This is a genomic window from Youhaiella tibetensis, assembly GCF_008000755.1.
In the GTDB taxonomy this organism is placed as follows: Bacteria; Pseudomonadota; Alphaproteobacteria; order Rhizobiales; family Devosiaceae; genus Paradevosia; species Paradevosia tibetensis.
Window position 1 is genome coordinate 552,062 of the sequence record NZ_CP041690.1, and the last position, 18,242, is coordinate 570,303.

15 protein-coding genes, 1 tRNA gene, 1 other RNA gene and 1 pseudogene are annotated in these 18,242 nt (G+C 61.5%); 6 read left to right on the top strand and 12 right to left on the bottom strand.

From position 1 onward, the window contains the following. Positions 1 to 34 precede the first annotated feature (34 nt). From ffs to rpmH, 6 genes are all read right to left on the bottom strand, one after another. Positions 35 to 130, bottom strand: an RNA gene (ffs, locus tag FNA67_RS02755) — signal recognition particle sRNA small type. A 40-nt stretch (positions 131 to 170) separates the two neighbouring features. Next, a complete protein-coding gene (locus FNA67_RS02760; protein ID WP_147654980.1) occupies positions 171 to 698 on the bottom strand; it encodes an AAA family ATPase in 528 nt (175 codons plus the stop codon). Positions 699 to 837: 139 nt separating this feature from the next. Beyond that, on the bottom strand, positions 838 to 1,485 hold the full coding sequence (gene yihA / locus FNA67_RS02765) for a ribosome biogenesis GTP-binding protein YihA/YsxC (protein ID WP_049707627.1): 648 nt from the start codon (positions 1,483 to 1,485) through the stop codon (positions 838 to 840). Positions 1,486 to 1,492: 7 nt separating this feature from the next. After that, positions 1,493 to 3,334, bottom strand: coding sequence for a membrane protein insertase YidC (gene yidC / locus FNA67_RS02770; protein WP_049707628.1), 1,842 nt, complete (start codon positions 3,332 to 3,334; stop codon positions 1,493 to 1,495). Next, positions 3,334 to 3,738 (bottom strand): ribonuclease P protein component, encoded by a 405-nt coding sequence (gene rnpA, locus FNA67_RS02775; protein ID WP_082202375.1) that lies wholly within the window; start codon positions 3,736 to 3,738, stop codon positions 3,334 to 3,336. Before rnpA ends, yidC begins: the two co-directional genes overlap by 1 nt. A gap of 2 nt (positions 3,739 to 3,740) precedes the next feature. Next, the gene (gene rpmH, locus FNA67_RS02780; protein ID WP_049707629.1) at positions 3,741 to 3,875 is read right to left on the bottom strand and encodes a 50S ribosomal protein L34; all 135 of its coding nucleotides are present in this window, start codon (positions 3,873 to 3,875) and stop codon (positions 3,741 to 3,743) included. A 383-nt stretch (positions 3,876 to 4,258) separates the two neighbouring features. On the opposite strand from rpmH, the gene FNA67_RS02785 reads away from it, so the two are divergent. The 3 genes from FNA67_RS02785 to FNA67_RS02795 all read left to right on the top strand — a co-directional run bounded on the left by FNA67_RS02785 (position 4,259) and on the right by FNA67_RS02795 (position 7,379). Then, entirely contained in the window at positions 4,259 to 5,692 is a 1,434-nt protein-coding gene (locus tag FNA67_RS02785) for a dihydrolipoyl dehydrogenase family protein (RefSeq protein WP_147654981.1), read from the top strand. A gap of 48 nt (positions 5,693 to 5,740) precedes the next feature. Further along, entirely contained in the window at positions 5,741 to 7,150 is a 1,410-nt protein-coding gene (locus tag FNA67_RS02790) for a sensor histidine kinase (protein ID WP_170267190.1), read from the top strand. A gap of 152 nt (positions 7,151 to 7,302) precedes the next feature. Then, positions 7,303 to 7,379, top strand: a tRNA-Arg gene (locus FNA67_RS02795). Positions 7,380 to 7,890: 511 nt separating this feature from the next. On the opposite strand, the pseudogene FNA67_RS22445 reads toward FNA67_RS02795, so the two are convergent. From FNA67_RS22445 to FNA67_RS02810, 3 genes and pseudogenes are all read right to left on the bottom strand, one after another. Then, positions 7,891 to 8,907 (bottom strand): annotated as a pseudogene (locus FNA67_RS22445) (recombinase family protein); the annotation flags it as partial. Further along, positions 8,900 to 9,256 carry a hypothetical protein gene (locus FNA67_RS22195; RefSeq protein ID WP_244616447.1) on the bottom strand — a complete coding sequence of 119 codons (357 nt, stop codon included), beginning with the start codon at positions 9,254 to 9,256 and terminating at the stop codon, positions 8,900 to 8,902. The gene FNA67_RS22195 and the pseudogene FNA67_RS22445, both read right to left, overlap by 8 nt. A 385-nt stretch (positions 9,257 to 9,641) precedes the next feature. Continuing rightward, on the bottom strand, positions 9,642 to 10,652 hold the full coding sequence (locus FNA67_RS02810) for a hypothetical protein (RefSeq protein WP_147654983.1): 1,011 nt from the start codon (positions 10,650 to 10,652) through the stop codon (positions 9,642 to 9,644). 295 nt (positions 10,653 to 10,947) lie between these two features. Here FNA67_RS02810 and FNA67_RS02815 point away from each other — a divergent pair, with 295 nt between their 5' ends. Continuing rightward, positions 10,948 to 11,187, top strand: coding sequence for a hypothetical protein (locus FNA67_RS02815; RefSeq protein ID WP_147654984.1), 240 nt, complete (start codon positions 10,948 to 10,950; stop codon positions 11,185 to 11,187). 32 nt (positions 11,188 to 11,219) lie between these two features. Here the strand turns inward: FNA67_RS02815 and FNA67_RS02820 are convergent, their stop codons facing one another. From FNA67_RS02820 to FNA67_RS02830, 3 genes are all read right to left on the bottom strand, one after another. Next, positions 11,220 to 12,407, bottom strand: a complete 1,188-nt coding sequence (locus FNA67_RS02820; protein WP_147654985.1) for a hypothetical protein — start codon at positions 12,405 to 12,407, stop codon at positions 11,220 to 11,222. A gap of 414 nt (positions 12,408 to 12,821) precedes the next feature. Next, positions 12,822 to 15,404, bottom strand: a complete 2,583-nt coding sequence (locus tag FNA67_RS02825) for a S8 family peptidase (RefSeq protein ID WP_147654986.1) — start codon at positions 15,402 to 15,404, stop codon at positions 12,822 to 12,824. After that, positions 15,397 to 16,629 (bottom strand): AAA family ATPase, encoded by a 1,233-nt coding sequence (locus FNA67_RS02830; RefSeq protein WP_147654987.1) that lies wholly within the window; start codon positions 16,627 to 16,629, stop codon positions 15,397 to 15,399. The genes FNA67_RS02825 and FNA67_RS02830 overlap by 8 nt, the downstream gene beginning before the upstream one ends. A gap of 594 nt (positions 16,630 to 17,223) precedes the next feature. On the opposite strand from FNA67_RS02830, the gene FNA67_RS02835 reads away from it, so the two are divergent. Both FNA67_RS02835 and FNA67_RS02840 read left to right on the top strand, forming a co-directional pair. Then, positions 17,224 to 17,868, top strand: coding sequence for a hypothetical protein (locus tag FNA67_RS02835; RefSeq protein ID WP_147654988.1), 645 nt, complete (start codon positions 17,224 to 17,226; stop codon positions 17,866 to 17,868). Positions 17,869 to 17,870: 2 nt separating this feature from the next. Then, on the top strand, positions 17,871 to 18,212 hold the full coding sequence (locus tag FNA67_RS02840) for a gamma-glutamylcyclotransferase family protein (RefSeq protein ID WP_147654990.1): 342 nt from the start codon (positions 17,871 to 17,873) through the stop codon (positions 18,210 to 18,212). The last annotated feature ends 30 nt before the right edge of the window (positions 18,213 to 18,242 follow it).

The window sequence follows — 18,242 nt, forward strand, 5'->3', positions numbered from 1 at the left end:
AATTGCCAGTGGCCTTAGCCGACTATGGGGCATGAGTAGGAGGCTGGCAACGACCCGTGAAGGTCTCGTTGGGGCTGCTTCCTTCCGGACCTGACCCGGTTGGCGAGGAACACGTCCGCGCCAACCTCCCGATGGCCTATATGGAAGAGGATTGGGGCAAAGGCAAGACCCTAGGCCGAACCAATCCGGCCGAGGAGGCTCTGCAGCCGGCTCTCGATGCTTTCGGGTTCCAGATAGAAGAGCTCGAACCCCTGCTCGCGATAGACCGCCTCGTGCATGGCTTCGAAGGCGCGCGCCTCCTCCAGGCTGATGCGCCGTGCCTCTGTGTGGGTTATGAAGCCGAGGAGGCGCGGAAAGAACACCAGAGGCTCGAACTGCGCCCTGGCCTCTTCGACCGCCTCCGCTAGCGCCACCGAGACCGGGTGCCCAAGCCAGCGCGCCAGTGCCAGCGTGCAAATGGCCGACCGATCATGGAACTGCGTGTCCCCGCCGGCGCGCGCAAGCCGCTGGCGCTGCAGCCGCGCGATCCTGGCGGTGAAGTCCTGCTCCGTCCAGGGTTCGGCGATTCCCTGGGCCTGATCGAGGGCGATGAGATCGGTCGCCGCTTCGTTGACCACGTCGTGCCCTTGCCATTCGAGGGCGCGGATGAGCACGGTCTTGCCGGCGCCCGGAGCGCCGGTAAGGATGTATTTGGGCATGGAACTCTCCCTTGGTGCCCTGATGATCGAGGTGGAAAACGGCGAGGGCGGCTGAGCCGCGCTATAGCACGGCTTTCCAGCCCTCTGGTCAGTCAGCGGGGGAAGGAGATCGGGGAGGGGTGGCGCTCGTTGCGGGCGCCTAGCTTTCCAGGAGCGCTGCGATCTCGGTGCGCAGGAGCTGGATACCGTCGCCCTTCTGGGACGAGGTGATGATGAGCTCGGGGTGCGCGGCGGGGCGCTTGGCGATCGCGGCCTTGGTGGCGGCGATGTTCTTCTCGAGCTCCCGGGCGGTAAGCTTGTCCGCCTTGGTCAGCACAACCTGATAGCTCACCGCGGCGCGGTCAAGCTCGTTCATGACGGTGAGGTCGTGGGCCTTGGGGCCGTGACGGGAATCGACCAGCACATAGACGCGCCGCAGCGTGGCGCGCCCGGTGAGATAGGCGTGGATCAGCCGCGTCCAGGCAGCGACCTTGTCCTTGGGCGCCTGGGCGAAACCGTAGCCGGGCATATCCACGATACGTAGCGGCTTGTCGGTCGATTCGAAGATGTTGAGTTCCTGCGTGCGACCCGGCGTGTTGGACGTCCGGGCCAGCGCCGAGGTGCCGGCAAGCGCGTTGATCAGGGAAGACTTGCCCACGTTCGAGCGACCCGCAAAGGCGATCTCGACGCGATCCATCTCCGGCAGGTCGGCGATGCGCACCGCGCCTTTGACGAAAGTGAAAGGCCGGGCGAACAGCAGTCGCCCGGTCTCGATGGTTTCCGGTGGGAAGTCGGAGAGCTCAGCCAATTCGGCCTCAACTCTTCTCGTTGGCGGGCTTGCGCTTGAACGTCGACATGATGTTGCCGAGCAGGTTCACCTCGGCGCCATGGCGCTTCATGATGAACCATTGCTGGGTGACCGAGAGCGTGTTGTTCCACGCCCAGTAGATCACCAGGCCCGCCGGGAACGTGCCGAGCATGAAGGTGAAGATCACCGGCATCCAGTTGAAGATCATCGCCTGCGTCGGATCGGGCGGCGGCGGGTTGAGCTTCATCTGCACCCACATGGTGATGCCCATGATGACCGGCCAGATGCCCAGGTGCAGGAACGAGCCCAGGAGCGGCAGCGCGGTCGGGTCCCATGGGATGAGGCCGAACAGGGTGAAGATATTGGTGGGGTCGGGCGCCGAGAGGTCGCGAATCCAGCCGAAGAACGGGGCATGGCGCATCTCGAGCGAGATGAAGATAACCGTATAGAGCGAGAAGAAGACCGGGATCTGGATCAGGATCGGCCAGCAGCCCGAGAGCGGGTTGATCTTCTCTTTCTTGTAGAGCTCCATCATCGCCTGCTGCTGCTGCACGCGATCGTCCTTGAAGCGCTCCTGGATCGCCTTCATCTCCGGCTGCACGCGCCGCATCGCCGCCATCGAGGCGTAGGAGCGGTTGGCCAGCGGGAAGAACAGCGCCTTGACGATGACCGTCACGGCCAGGATCGCCAGGCCGAAATTGCCGATGATCTGGTAGAGGAAGCGCAGCAGGTAGAACATCGGCTTGGTCAGGAAGTGGAACCAGCCCCAGTCGATGAGCAGTTCGAGCCGGTCGAACTTGTAGGTGGATTCGTAGTTGGCGATGACCGCCTCTTCCTTGGCGCCGGCGAACACGAACGACTTGTCGCTGGCCGTGGCGCCGGGCGCGATGACCTCGGGCTGCTGGTCCACGAAGCTCGTCTGGTAGATGTCCAGGTTCCCCGGGTTGGTCCAGGAGAAGCGCGCGCTGATGGGCGTGGTGATATCGGGCATGACCACGGTCGCCCAGTACTTGTCACCGAAGCCGAGCCAGCCACCGGTCGCCGAAGCGTCGATCTGCTGCTCGTGCTGCATGTCCGAGTACTTCTTGGAGATGAGGTTGTAGGACCCCAGGACTCCGTAAGGACCCTCGTGCTGGATGAAGAAGTTCTGAACCTTAGGCGTGCCGTGCCGCGCCACGCGCGAGAACGGGAAGAGCGTCACCGGCGTCGTGCCGTGGTTCTCCACGGTCTGGGTGACGGTAAAGAGATAACGCTCGTCCACCGCGAAGGTGCGGCGGAAGGTGAGACCTTCGCCATTGTCCCACTTGATGGTGAGCGGAGTCTTCTCGGTGAGCGTGGCCGCATCGCCTTCCACGGTCCAGACCGAGGAGGCATCGGGAACCTTGACGCTCCCCGCAGTCTGGGGAACCCAGCCCTGCTCGACGAAATAGGCATGCTCGACCCCTGCCGGGGTGAGGAGCGTGATGATCGGGCTGTTGGGGTCGACCGTCTCGCGGTAATTCTTGAGGTGCAGGTCGTCCAGGCGCCCGCCAGTGAGGTTGACCGAGCCTTCGAGCGACGCGGTCTCAATCTTGGCGCGCTGCGTGGCAGCGATGGCCGCGTCACGCGTCGCGAACGTGGTGCCCACTGCGTTGTCCGTTGCCGTGGGCGTCGTGCCCGGCGTGGCGTTGGCGGCGTTGCCATTCGGATGCGCCAGCCCGGGGTCGGCCTGCTTGGCCTGCTGGGCGGCGATTTCGGCCTGGCGCTGGGCGCGCTCGAGCTGGGGGCCGGCCACGAAGTATTGCCACCCGAAGAGGACAACCACGCTCAGGACGATGGCCAGGATCACGTTGCGATTATTTTCGAACATTATCTCGAATTCCGAAGGCCACCGGCCTTGTTGGGTCGCGCCTTGTCGGCATGCACTTTGATAAGGAGGGCGGAGAGGTCCTGGACCATCTGCCCGAACGGCTCGCTCAGCGCTTCGCGGCGGCCTACTAGCACATAGTCGTGTTGCGGCTGGAAGTCACCAGCGGAGGCTCTAACAACTTCTCGAAGTCGGCGCTTGATGCGATTGCGCTCGGGGGAGTTGCCGACCTTCTTGGTCACGGTGAACCCCACGCCCGGCGCCATGTCGTCGCTGGCGATCGCCTGCAACGCAAAAGCACGGCGCCCGGCGCGATTGCCCCGGGCTGCCCGTAAAAATTGGGAGCGTTTGTTGAGCCGGCGCAAGGAGAGTCCGGCCTCAGACTTGGCCGTGTCCGGCCCGGTCATGCTTAGGCCGACAGCTTCTTGCGGCCTTCGGCGCGGCGCATGTTCAGGATCTTGCGGCCATTCTTGGTGGCCATGCGGGCGCGGAAGCCGTGGCGGCGCTTACGCACAAGCTTGCTCGGCTGATAAGTACGTTTCATGTCGTCAGACCACGCCGGGCGCGGTTCCTCTAATATTCAGGTGCGCAAGAAAAACGCCACAATCCCGGAAAACTCCGGGTAGCGGCAGGTTGGCCGGGCTTATAGGAAAAACTCCGGGCCAAGTCAACGCGGGGCGCGCCGGATTCTGGCGCCAGTTTACCGCACCATGTCGCGACCCCCGGCAACCGGAGGGCGCCAGCGCCTCGCACCCTGTGTCTGGATAGGCGTTTGCGGGGTCCATTGGAAGGGGGCTCGCGCCCGGGCATTGCCGGAGAGGCCTTGTTTGCAGTGGCAAATTCGGGATCCGCCAATGGCTCGGGCGCCGCCCTTGTGCTAAGCCTGCCGCCAACGCCCCGCCACGACTTTTCTTTCAAAAGGTTTCCATGGCCGACTTCGCGACCCCCGATCTTTGCATCATCGGCGGAGGCACTGCCGGTCTTGCGGCAGCAGAGGCCGCCCGAGCGCGCGGCGCGAGCGTCATCCTGATCGAGCGGGCTGCACTGGGCGGGGAGGGGCTTTATTCGGGCGGCGCTGCCGCCAGGGCGCTGTCGGCCTCGGCCGCGCGCGCCCACGCCATGCGCACCGCCGCGCCGTTCGGCGTTGCCGATGCCGAAGCCAAGGTGAGCTTCCGGCAGGTTCACGACCACGTCCAATCGGTCGTCGCCCGACTTTCGCCAGAAGCGACCGCCGAGCGCCTCGCCGCGCTGGGTGTCGATATCGTCGCCGCCGAGGGAGCATTCCTCGATTCCCGCACCCTCAAGGCCGGCGAGCGCCTCGTCCGCGCCACCACGTTCCTCATCGCCACCGGCAGCCGCACCCTCGTCCCCGACATCGCGGGGCTGGCCGACGTTCCCTTTTTCACCACCGAAACCATCTTCGACAATACCCGCAAGCTCAGCCACCTGGTGATCGTGGGCGAAGGCCACGCCGCGCTCGAACTGGCGCAGGCCTATCGGCGCCTCGGCTCGGACGTGACAGTGCTTTCCCCCGCCGCGGCGTTGCCGGATGCCGATCCGGAACTTTCCGACCTCGCCCTGCGCCGGCTGCGCGAAGAGGGCGTGGCCATCATCGAGCACGCTGGCATCTCCGTGCAGGCGCGCAGCCAGGGCATCGGCGTGGTTGTGCGGACCGGCGAGCGCGAGGATCGGCTCGACGCTTCCCATATTCTGGTGGCCGGCAAGCGCCTGCCCAATCTGGATGGCCTCGGGCTGGAAAAGGCCCGCATCCGCCGCGACAAGGCCGATGCCACCCGTCTCGAGCTCACCCCGGCGCTGCGGACGAGCAATCCGCGTGTCTTTGCCATTGGAGATGCGGCCGGGGGTCGCCAGTTCGGCCACGCGGCCAGCGAGCAGGCGCGGCTGGTCGTCGATCACGCCGTTTTTGGCCTGCCGGGCGCCTACCACCCCGAGGCGATTCCCCTGGTGGCCTTTACCGACCCCGAGATCGCCGAGGTCGGCATGACCGAGGCAGCCGCCAAGGCGCGGCTCAAGACGCGCTACCGCATCCTGCGCGCCTCGTTCACCGAAAGCCACCGCGCCCGCGCCGACCGCTGTGCCCATGGTCTGGTCAAGCTTGTCATCGCCTCGGATGGCCGCATTCTGGGTGCTGGCATCGTCGGGCCGGGCGCAGGCGAACTCATTGCCCTTTTTGCGTTGGCCATGGCCGGCAAACTCTCCGCCCGCGACCTGGCCACGTTCGTCGCGCCGTACCCGACCTATGCGGAAATCGCCAACCGGCTGGGCCGTGCCTACATCAAGGACGACAAGCCCAGCCCCTGGCTGCGGCGACGCGCAGCGTTCAAGCGCTTGTTACCGTAAGCGCGCTGCACTACATAATACATTGAAATGGCAGCCGAACCCCGCGCAATGCCGGGCCCTTTTTCCGGCCTATCGGTCAAGCTCATCACGATCATCGTCGCGGTGATCCTGACGGCCGGCATCGTCATCTACCTGCCTCTTGTCGCCAATTACCGCGATAGCTGGCTGGCCGACCGGCTGCGCATCGGCATCGTGGCGGCGCGCGTCCTCGATGCCGTGCCCGACGTGATGGCGCTCCCCCAGACCCTGACCGACCGTCTGCTCAACTCGGCCGGCGCCAAGGCGATCGTCTATCGCCGTGGCGGTCAAAGCCAGCTCCTGAGCGTGGAAGGGGTGGAAATGCCCAAGGAGGTCGTGACCGCCGACATGCGGCTCGACGATCCCGTGACGCGTATCCTGGGGGCGCTCGACACGCTCTTCGCCGGCAACGGGCGAACCCTGCGCATCGTGGGCGACAGCGACGGCTCGGCGGATGGCGTGGTGGAGGTCCTCATGTCCGAGACCCCGCTCCGGCTCGGCATGCTGGCCTATTCGCGCAACATCGCGCTGCTCTCGCTGATCATCGCCGCCATCACCGCCATTGCGCTCTACGTCTTCGTCAGCCGCACCTTCATCGCGCCCATCCGACGCATCACCGCCAACATGGTGGCCTACCGGCAGGCGCCGGAAAACGCCAACCTCATCATCGCGCCCGAGCCGCGCAAGGACGAGGTCGGCATCGCCGAGCGCGAGCTGGCCGCGATGCAGACCGACCTCTTCACCATGCTGCGCCAGCGCCGCCACCTCGCCGATCTCGGGCTCGCGGTGGCCAAGATCAACCATGACCTGCGCAACACCCTGACTTCGGCGCAACTGCTCTCCGACCAGGTGGCTACGCTCGACGACCCCAAGGTGCAGCGCCTGGCGCCGCGCCTGGTGACCACGCTCGACAAGGCCATCGGCTTTGCCCAGTCCGTGCTCGACTATGGCCGCCAGAGCGCCACCCCGCCCAAGCCGGGCCCCGTGGACATGCGTCTCCTCGTCGAGGAATCGGGCATAGAAGCCGGCCTGATGGGGCATCCGGACGTGCGATTCTCCAACGGCATTCCGGACGGCCTCGTGATCAACGCCGATGCCGACCAGCTCGGCCGTGTGCTGGTGAACCTGCTCAAGAACGCCCGGCAGGCGCTGGAGGCCAATACGGGCGCGAGCCATCCCCCCGAGATCACAGTGACCTTCTCGGAGGCGCCGGACGAGCTGATCTTTACCGTTGCCGACAATGGTCCCGGCCTGCCGCCGCGCGCCAAGGAGAATCTCTTCATCGCCTTCGAGGGCTCGGCCCGCGCCGGCGGCACGGGCCTTGGCCTGGCCATCGCGCGCGAGCTTGTGGAAGCCCACGGTGGAAAACTCCTCTTCGTCGATCAGCCGCAGGGCGCGCGTTTCGACATCATCCTGCCCGCAACCGCCCGGCTTTCCTGATTTCCCCGCCGGCTGCCCCGGGCGCCAATCCTCCGCCTTGTCATTTTCGTGACGAAGGGCGCTTGCAAACCGAAAAGACCCCATGTATGGGTTGCCCCGCTTTCACGGCGAAGCGCAATTGCCCGCCGTGATCTGCCGTGAAAACGGCCTGCGCGCCCGTAGCTCAGCTGGATAGAGCACCAGACTACGAATCTGGGGGTCAGGAGTTCGAATCTCTTCGGGCGCGCCATTTCTCCTGAGACACCATTTCCCACACTTAGAACGTTGCCTAAAACCTTGAACGGCAAGGACAAGGTGGGCGTTCTAACACCATCTTTTCGGTGATATTTCGGGCGATCCCCAAAAACGAGTTTCATCACCATTCTGCGGTCCTCCAGCCGACCAGAACTCCAGAGAATCCAAGGGTTTGAGATAAAGTCGAGCGCCGTTCTAAGTGTCTCCTCGAAACTTAGCTTAGGACGGCCGACATTCTGAAGCTTCTCGGCTATCAGCCGACGTTTCGCCTGCAGCTCCTCGACCTGATCTTCAAAGGCTTTGATCACCGCAGGCAGACTCACGACGAGAATCTTGTCGAGCGTCCTCGCAACCTCCTGGTCGATAGCCTTCATCTCCTTCCGAAGCGACTCCGCTTCGGTTTCGGTGCTTGCGATGCGAAGGTCCCACAGGTCCTTGAAGATGCGACGCGCAACGCGGAACACGGCAGCGTGAGGCGTCACCGACTTCAGCAATGTCTCAAAGTCGCCTTCGATCCTCTGCCTACGAATGGACTTGCCGTAGCTGTCACAGCCTCGCTTAGGGCAAAGATAGTACGGGTGGCGCCTGTCCGCTCCCTTGGTCCAGCAGGCCGTCAGCGGCGTCCCACAGTCAGCGCACAGCACGAAGCCACGAAGCGGAAAATCTTCATCGAGATTTCTGCGTCGCGGAGTGTACGTGGCTCCGCTCATACGGGCCTGAATCCGGGTGAAGGTCTCGAAGCTGATCAGCGCATCGTGCCGCCCCTTCGTCTGAGGGATCTTCCACTTCGGCGATTCCACGTATCCAGCATAGAGACAGTTTGCGAGCATCTGGCTCACGCGACTATGCCGCACGACTCCGGTCGCATCTTTCGGGAATAGTGGGTTGTCCTGCAGAAAGCGCATGACGTCGGCCTGCGTCTCAAAGCGACCATCGGCGTAGCCCTGCAGGGCCTCGCGGACGATGCTGGCGGCGGGCTCCACGCGCTCCAGCATCTTCCCCTCGCCTGGCATCGGTCGGTACCTGTAGCCCGCAGGAGCCGCGAAAACTGCGTAGCCGTTCTGCAAGCGCGCCTTCATACGATTGACCGTGCGCTCTGCATTCTCCCTGCTCTCATATTGCGAAAACTCGACCTGGATACCTTCCCTGAAATCCGAGGCGGCATCATTGCCGTACTGCATGCCCGGTGAAGCGATCTTGCAGCCCAGCTCCGTTATCGCTCGGCGCAGAAGCCAATATACCTCGCGGTTGCGGGCCAGCCTCGAAACAGCGTCCCACACCACCGTGAGGTGTCGCCGCTTATTCTTCTTCAGGAAGGCGAGCATTTCATCCATGCCCTGCCGGCCGGCAACCTTGCCAGTCATGTCGTCCGAGAAGACGGCGACAACCGTCAGTCCAAGCGACGCTGCGTACTCGCGGCATCGCGTCTCCTGCCCCACGAGTCCCTGACCTTCGGTCTTTTGCCTCACGTGTGAAACACGGCAGTATATCACGCACTCAAGGCACTCGGCTTCGTCACTCACTCTGTCCTCCTTCCGAAGGACCGATCCCGCCTTCGTGTTGTTGTGGAAGCAATTGTAGCCCCGCAGGATTCGGGGTCGATGCTTCGGTGAAAGCTTCAAGAAGTTGTCCGCAAATTCCGACGTCAACGCCGTGGCGTACGCAGAATTCCATCATAGCGGTGACGACAAAGAGGAAGTTGAGCTTTTGTTCTTCAGAGAGAGGAAATTCCTCGATCTCGTTGAGGTAGACCGTCAGGTCCAGTCCGAAGGCTTTCGACGGTGCATCGATCGTCCCAAGCTGGCACGCGAATTCTAGGTGGGCCGACCCGACAGTGGCATCGCGATGGTCGCGACCGGCTTGCTTGTCCATTCCTCTATTCCCTGTTTGCGTCCTTCCTTGTTGTTGAACAAAACGTGAACAACAAGGTAGCACTGTTATCGTGATGCGGTCAAATTTCGACTACCTGATCTTTGAGGTTGGGTGGCCGACCCACCAGTGCACTTCTCGGCGAAACTGCTCATCCGACCGGTACTTGGCCGCGAACGCGCCTAAGGTTGGCGACACGGTGCAAGCGGCAGCTGGTCCGCGGACGAGGCCGACAGCGACCAATGTATCGAATTGCTCGCGGCTATAGCCGAGTTCCTCTGCCGCCGCGGCGGCTATCAGGTAGAGGTAAGGCGAACAAGACATGCTGATCTCCACTCGACGTGGAGATTCAGTAGCACGGCAAATTGTCAGTGATAATATTGGTGGTTCATTTTGTCTTCGGGCTGGGTTTCCCAGACCGTCGGCGATGGTCATGTTTAACCACAGCCTGTGCAATTTTCACGATCTCGTCCCACGGCGTATCAGGGCCAATCGAGCGAACCCGGCGCTCCAGCGGCGACATTCCAGGCAGCAAATCCTTGACACGATCCACTGGATGTTCGCCGATCCACTTCTTGTAGGCTCCGATCAACTCGGGATCGTGCAGGTCAATAATGTCCTCGGTCAGACGCCCAGTCGCCAGAGCGTCTGACCATTCTTGGCGTATGAATGCGGACGCGCTTAGAAACCCTTTGCCACGGCGCTCTTCCTTGGTTCGCATCACCCAGCGCCGCGCAGCTATCGGGACTTCAGCTTCGTCCTCTGGACTCACGATGATGCCTGCCAATTGCTCGGCTGGCATATGCTCTCGCACCGCTCGCTCCAGCTCTTTTATTGCTGGTTCGATTTTTCGCAGCACGTCCCGGGGCGCCGCATGCAGAGCCTGGGATAGAAAGTATCGTCTTAAATTTAGTGTCAGATTATCGTCTAGTCTATTCGAGAATAATTTCCCGGAATAAGCATCCTCCGCATAGTAACCGAATTGAGAGTACATAAGGATTTGGTTCTTATGCCAGAAAATTCTGCCCTCTCGACTATAAGGTCTCGGGCACAACCCTCTTTCGATGTCGCGAAGCACCCAGCGCGCTGTAGCCAGCCCACTCGGGCTGAGCTTGCCGAAGGTCACGTTCAAATTCTGAATAACCGTGCCGACGCTTAGGATGGAGTGGCCGATTTCGTGTGGTTCAACCAGGGCAAACTCTGCGAGTTCAAGAAGGAACGCTTCCGCGTCCGGGAAACCAACGTTCTTCAATGGCTCCGACTGCCCTACTCTTAGGGCCTCTAGCAAGTCTGCCAAGTCTTGGTTGTAGCTATCAGCTGCCCGTAGCGCGGCGACCTTTTCATCGCGTCGCTCGATCTCCTCTCGCATGCTGAACTTCGTTGAACTGTACGTCGTCATGTTCGGCGCTTCCGACTCTCGCTCCGCAAAACTGGGCCCACCACAAATGGCTAGCAGCTATTGCTGTTCATGTCCGCATCGCGGGATAGCTTTCGTCACGCTGTCTCGCGTTGCTTGCGAGAGACATTCAGCCGACTACGAGCACACCTAGTGGGCTGCGGCTGCCGGTCAATGGACTGCCCGCTCCATTCGGCTGCGTTGCAGCCTCCCGTGTTGTCCATGACCGCCAGCCTGATGCAGCCCACCTGGGAGCGCGTATCGGCCGGATGGTCCAGCCGCAACAAGGAGACTTCTAATGACCAACGCAATCGAAAAACCGCTCTACCGCCTCACCTTCTCCCGCATCACCGGCAGAGATGCCGACGGCAAGGACGTGCTGGCCCGCCCCAAAGAAATCGGCGCGGCATGGGCACGGAAGGGCGACAAGAAAGGCGCGATCCTCGCGCTGGATCTGATCCCTACGGACCTCGTGAACCGGAACGGCGTCCTGTTCCTGGTGCCGGTCGATGCCGGCGACGAAGCGACCGCTGACTGAAGCATCCGCCCGCCGGGGAACCGGCGGGCGTTTCACGCGGGCAGCTTCATCCGCGGATACGCCAACAACAGCGCTTCCTTGTGCTCCTCGGTCATGCCGGCAGTCAGGCCCTCCAGCCACGCAATGAATGCGTCCCAATTGGTCCGGCTGAAGATTCTCACGCCATAACGCTGTTCGAGGCCGACCTGGTCGGCGATCTCAGCCATTGGCGCGTCCATCAGGAATGCGTCGCAGTAAGGTGCGTAGGTGCTGATGTGTTTCACGTCGTAGTAGAAGCCGGACAGACGCTGGATGCTCTTCTCGCGGTTCGCATATGCGCCGCCTTTGACCATGGCCTTTAGCGTCGCATACATCCGCGCCTGAATGTCGTGATACGGCGTGGCCGCGAAGTGCGCCGAGTAGAGGAACTTCATCACCTGCTCCAGGGCGTCGGGTGGCGTCACATCCTTCCCGAAGTGGCCCATCAGGTTCTGCACGACCTGCGATATGATGGGTGAGTCCACGATCGCCATCCAGTCGCCCGCCCCGATGCGGCCAAGATATGTGCGGTAGGCGTCGATGTAGCCCTTGGCGGCGGCGCCGTGCTCCAGCGCTACATTCTGGTCGAATGTACTGGTGCTGGTACGCCAGCCTGGAAAGAGGTCGACAAGACCCTCGATGGCCTTCGCCTTGAGGGATCTGATCAGGTCGATGTCCCCTATGTACCGGCCTACCTCTATCCGCAGGTATCCGTCCCAGACGTCCAGCTTGTCCCTGAAGGCCTGATCGCGCGAAACCTTAAATGTAGTGCCTTCGCCCTTGCGGTAAGCGGCGAAGGCCTCGTGAAGCTGGTTCTGCTCCACGTCATACGCCGGTGAAAACTCATAGCCGCGCGACGTGGCCTTGATGAAGTCGAACAGCTCCTTGCTGTCCTTCCACTGGTGCGTCTCGTCCTCGTGCACGCTGGAATATGGCACCACCAGCAGCTGCCATGAGCAAAGCTTCCGAATGAGTTCTGCCGCCGCGACAAAGTTCGGCTCGTTCCCGCGCACCGCGTGGCTGAAGAAGAACTGGTCGAGGTACAGGACCTGCTTCTTCACAGGCGGGAGTGGGCGCCTTTCCTTGTACGAGCACCTGCCGCAACCGAGCGAAACCACCGTGTTGTACACGTCGATATTGCCGAAGGTGTTCTTCCCACCACAGCCTGGGCAGTCTCCGAGTATGTAAGTGACAAGGGCCATGGCCGCCTCCCCCAACAGGCACGATACTCCTGGCTGCGCTGCGCAGGAAGTCAGTGCACATCGGCTACGCCGACCGGGCTGTCGTGAACGGAGCCAAGCTTGAACCTGTCTCCGAACTCTGAGCTTCCATCCCTTGCGCAGGCTCGCCTTCCGAGAATTGTCGGACACCAACGACGGGTAATTGCCAGCGTGAACTAGAAGGCTGAAGCGCCAGTGGCGGAACCGGAAAGGTGCAAAACAGAGGCATGAACCGCGGCAGAACACGGAAAAAGAGAAAACCTGCGGTGCGCGCAAGATGTGTGCTGTCTTACAGATGCACTCTTGGCAAGGGGGCGCTGCGCACCCCCGTTGCATCCCCCAGCAGTGACACGCACTGGCACCACCCGCAAGCAGGAACACTGCCCCGACCCATTACTATGCGCCGCGAGAACGCACGCGCTGTGCGACGGTGATGTCGGCGAGCCGGAGGCCACGGCGAAGTATTTCTGCCCGCACCTCTTCATAGACGGGCGCGGCAGCACTCGGGTCCGAGATGGTCATAAGGAGCGAAAAGCGGACTCCCGCCTGAGGGAATATGGCGCCAGCTCGCGTTAGTGCCTTCAGCGAAAGGCGCCACTCACTCGCTGATCCGCAGCCACGAGGCATGTTTTTCTCGTAGCGCTTTATCGGGGTCCATTTCAGGCCGCTCTCCAGCAGGTAGCGCTCCGTGTATTCCAGATGCTCGGGCAACTGGCTGTCACAGTGATTGAGCATCGGTTGCGGATCGATAATGATCTCGCCCTTGGCGTTGATCTTCTCTTCCAGTTGGTAGAGTTGGGCCTGCAACTGCACACGCTGACACTCCGCGTCGAAGGCGGCATCGATGGGCGGTGTATGGGCAAGTGTGACATCGACTCTGCCACGGCATTTTCCAGTCGATGACGTAAGCGACCGGGGCCAGGTGAAGACGAACGACAGTTCGCGGCGTGGCGGAAGAATGTCGGAGAATACCAGGGTGATGCTATGCGGATCGTCGCTCAACGCCCGTTCGGCCTGCACAGGCACGCCGAAGCCCACAAAGTCACGCGCCACGGCGCGTAAAGGTTTTGCCTTCAGGATTTTGGGCCTTTGTGCCTTGTGGACGCTAAGCGCAAGCAGTGTTTCTCGCGCGGCGCGTCCCTCAAGGCGATGGTCCAAGGTCGCCAGGCTGGCAGTGGTCAGCGGTGTTGCATAACTAGTGCCGCTACCATCCGTGATCGCGCCTGTCGGCGTGATTGAGTAGAGACCACTGGTGTTCCCAGAACGCGATAAAGAACCGCCGTAATGCGCCAATTCTGGCTTTCGTGCACCTCCTGGACCGGGGCCTCTGCGAGAGTAGGCAGTCGGCACATCCGGCGTTACACCAAAAACGCCTTCAGGATTTAGTGCTCCCACCGTGAGACCGTATAAGTGCTCACCGGGTGCGGTTATGCGCTCTTCCGCAATTGCACGAGTCGCTAACATGGTAAGCGCATCTTCCGGCGCTTCCGGCCATTCGGGTCTCGCCTCAAGCCCCCGCAAGTTTCCTGCGGCGACGACAAAGATCACATCGTGCGCAAGTGCGATGCGGTCGAGGCTTGCCGCAAAGCTGCTATAACCGAGACCTTTCCTTATGCCCGGCGCTCCCAAGCTCATGTTGAAGATGCGGACGCCACTCTCGGATTTTGCTCGCTGAACTTCGGCCTCGAGCTGGTCAAAAAACTCGTCCGGAGTCTCGTAGTACTGACTTAGCATACCGCGGCGGGGCATAACGGTGATGTCAAAATGCCGACAAGGAACGGCCTCCAAGCTCGCGGCGAGCATCGGATTTAGGCTAGGGCCGCCGGCCAGCAGTCCTGCGATAAACGTGCCGTGGTCTTCGTCACGGTCGCCAGGCGTAATCGGTCCAGAGCCGCCCGCTCGCCAAGGCGACAGTTGGGCAACGTTGGCGACGCCAGCGTCCACCACGCCAACAACTGGGTAGGTTTCACTGCCCACGGGTGCGGGGATCTTCGCCTGTGCGTCGTCCACATTCGATGTTGCGGGACTCGCTTCGAGGCGCAACGGGAGTTCAATGCGCCTTACGAGCGCCTCTGATGCCAGGACATCGAGCAGTTGCTGATGGCGTGTCGCAGTTCTGTCGGGAACACCAATCCGAGCGCGAACAGGGGCGGTGTCGCCGTAATCAACAACATCGACTTCTGAACCGTCGTCACCTTCAGAACTCTGCCGCAAAGTGGGCAGTATGATCTGCGATGGTCCACCCACACGAAGGTCTACGCTTAGGGTTAGGCCAGGACTGGAGAACTCTACGCTTCTATCGCTAAAGGGAACGGCTATCACGCCGCCCAACTCCTCTAGTCGCTCCCGGAACCTGCTAATCATGCTCGTGACCGCAATGGGCGTAACGTCGACATTCGGACGGAATAATTCCACTACGTATCCGCCGATGACGTTCTCCGTCTCCAGCCATGAGATGGCGTCACGCGCTGAAAAGTCGAGCCGATCGGCCGCTATGGGAAGGCGAACTTCCTCGATAGCTCCGACCTCGCTGCGATAAGCGGTTACTCTCTCCTCGAACTCTCCGGTCTCTTCGTTCTCTACTAGGCGCGGCTCAATCTCTGCCTTTGCCTGAACTAGCGCCGCCAGCTCCTGAAGTGCCTCGGGTGTCGCTTGAAAATACATCTGGCCGATTGAGGCGCCGCCGATTAGCGCGAAGCGATGCTGGGCGGTGAACAGTGCACCAAGAGGACGGTAACTCTTGCCAAGCCCTTCCTCTCGCATCTGCACCATGACGAAGCCTGCTGGGTCGCCCCTTCCAGCCAGTTCTTTTCCGGCTTGCTCGATCTCCTTGACGATCTTCGCCTTATGCTTCTGGAAGCCAGCGTTGTCTCCAGCAAAGAAGTCCTTCTTTGGTCCGCGCGGTTTCGTCGGCTGAACCTGAATGAGCCGCTGCGTGTCCAGAAAAACCTGTATCGGACGTGTAAGAGGATCAGCCACCGCTTGCCCTGCCTTCGTCGTTGTTTGCTACGTTCCGTCTCCGGCGCGATATCGTACTCTGCGACATACCTACGAGCAGTCCGGCCTCACGCTGCGTTAGGCCCGCTTCCGTCACCAGTTCGGCAGCAAGATCGTCGTTCGTGCCCAACAGGAGACGCCTGCGCTCCTCACCGAATAGCTGCCCACTCAACATGGCCTGCCTGCGAAGCGCTGCCAGAAGCCCACGTCGACGGGAGCCGTTGCTTCCACCGGCCTCCTGCATGACGAGGAATCTCTTGCCACCGCTAATCAGTGTTTCGAGGTCAGCCCCGCTCATCCCTTCGGTCATCCACACAAGCATCTTCATTTCTGCGTCACCCAAAACGAGTGGCTGCAGGAAGCGCGACAACAGGGAATGACGGGCCTCGGCGTCGGGAGGCAGTATTTCGATGCGGCCCTCGAAACGGCGCCAGACAGCAGGGTCAAGAAGATGCTCGTGGTTCGTGGCCGCCAAAGTGAAGCCACGCCGACCTCTCGCATCAAGACACTGAAGAAGTGCGTTCACGACGCGCTTGATCTCACCAACTTCCTGCGAGTCGTCCCGGGCCTTTGCTATCGCATCGAATTCATCCAGGAAAAGAATGCAGCGATACCGATCCGCGAAATCGAAGAGCGCGCCAATGTTCCGGGCCGTCGTCCCAAGAAATGACGACACCAGGCCGTCGAGCCTTGCTTCGACGATGGGCAGCCCAAGCTTCGCGCCGATGTAGCGCGCCACCATCGTCTTACCCACACCAGGCTTGCCATACAGCAAGCAGCGCATGTTCGGCTGCACGCCCAACGCAGCCAATTCTTCGGTACGCCCCCACTCTCCGACAAGGTCATCGAGCGCGTCAGCAAGCACGGGCGCAAGAACTGGCACTAGTCCGGCATTGTCCTCAGGGAACACGATCCGGGCGAGCGGCGTCGCTGTTTCGCGATCATGCGGAAGGGGCGTCGCCCTTCCCAGCTTCTCGCCGGGAAGTATCGGTGACGGGGCGGCCGTGGCCCGCATCTGCTCCAATGCCATTGGAGCAACTTCCTGGCGCTTCGCCTCGCGTGTGAGCAGGCGTCCCAATCTGTCTGCCTGATCCGGTGCCGATTTCTCCAATGCCTGTACGAGGCGCTGAATCTGATGGCGGGCGCGCTCGGAGTCTCCGCTTGCGGCGGTCCTGGCAAGAGCAAGCACGATGTCAAATTGGTCCATTGGTATTCTCTCCTATATACTATATATGCACGAACTAAAGGAACGATGCAAGAATAAACGCATCTGATGCATCCTGCGGTGACATTATGCATGCGACCCCTTTAAGGTGTGCTAACCGCATCGGGGCGCGCGGCGCGCCTAGGCCTCGATGGCGCCTCGCAAGCTGGCAGCTCTGGAGACGCACAGGTGTCGTTAAACCAAGGGGTTCGGCGGGCCCTCCTCCGGACCTCCTCCGGCAGGACGGCAGTACAGGGCAGTACGGTCGCATGACTGGCAGGACAGCGCAGGACTGTCGGACCGCCCGCAACCTTTTGATAACTCTACGCTAATTGGACCGCTTCGGCATGGATATGCCCAGGGTCCTGTCCAGATGACCGCGTCTGTGTCATCTTTCGCCGCCGGATGCGCTACGTTCACGCCACTGATGGGTGATCCAGACACGACTAAGCCTTTGTTTTCATTGACGTCACGTTCTATGTTCGTTGGGCATTCGGTGTTTCGCCCTTCCAAAAGGCGAGGCAACTCCGGATAATGACCGGATGCAGGCCGGGGGGTCCAAACCCCCGGCCACCCAACCATCGAAAGGACGAGGCCATGGCTGCGAAGAATACAACCGTTACGGAAGGCGAGCTTGCATTACGCGAAAACATCTTTCCGGGGGCCGACAAGCGGCTCTGGGAAAAGACCCGGGATCAGGGCTTCATCACGATCCCGAAGACCATGCCGTACATCGTGATGATGCTCAACGAGATGTCGGAGAAGGGAAAGCCCCTTGGCGACATCTACCAAATTCTGTGGACCTACACCTGGAACAACAACGGCTTCATCCGCCTCGGGAACATGCGCGATCTGGCGTTTGTCGCAGGCTTCAAAGGTGAACGTGGCGAGCGTACCCTGCGCGAGCGTCTGCGCTCTCTGGAGGTGCTGGGCTTCATAGAACTTAAGCCTCACGGGAATAACCCCACAGGCTTCGCGTTCATTCCGAACCCCCACCCTGTGATCCTCGCACTTCACAAAGCTCACGCGGAGGCCGACTCGGCCAAGAAGGCGAAGCTTCCACCGCTGCGCGAAGAAACCTTCATGGCCTTTCTGGTCCGTGCAACCGACATCAAAGCGGTCGATGTTGCCCGTGTTCTGAAAGAGCAGAACGAACCACCCAAAGGGGCTGCCGAAGCGCCTGCGAAAACCAAGGTGACGTTCAAGATCAAGCCGAAGCCGGTGAAGAAAGCGGCGGCCTGACCATGAGTCAGATCGTCCACTTCGCCTACCGCTCGAACATGTTCACGCCGCGCCTGCGCTTCCGCATACTCGGCTGCGTACCGGTTGGGCGCGCGTCGCTGTCTGGCCACCGCCTTGCCTACCACAAGCTTAGCAAGAAGGACGGTTTAGGGAAGTGCAGCGCCGCGAGTTCCGACGCGCCTGACGTGGTGCACGGCGTCCTGTTCCACATCCCGGAGGATCAACTGCCCGATCTTCACCGCGCCGAGGGCAGAGGCCACGCTATGATGAAGAACCCATGGTGGCGATCCTCTGCGCCTCAGCGCATAAAACGGCAGCCCCTCATGGACCGCCTGTTGTCATAAGATAGTATTGAACGAACTGGTCTTTCATCA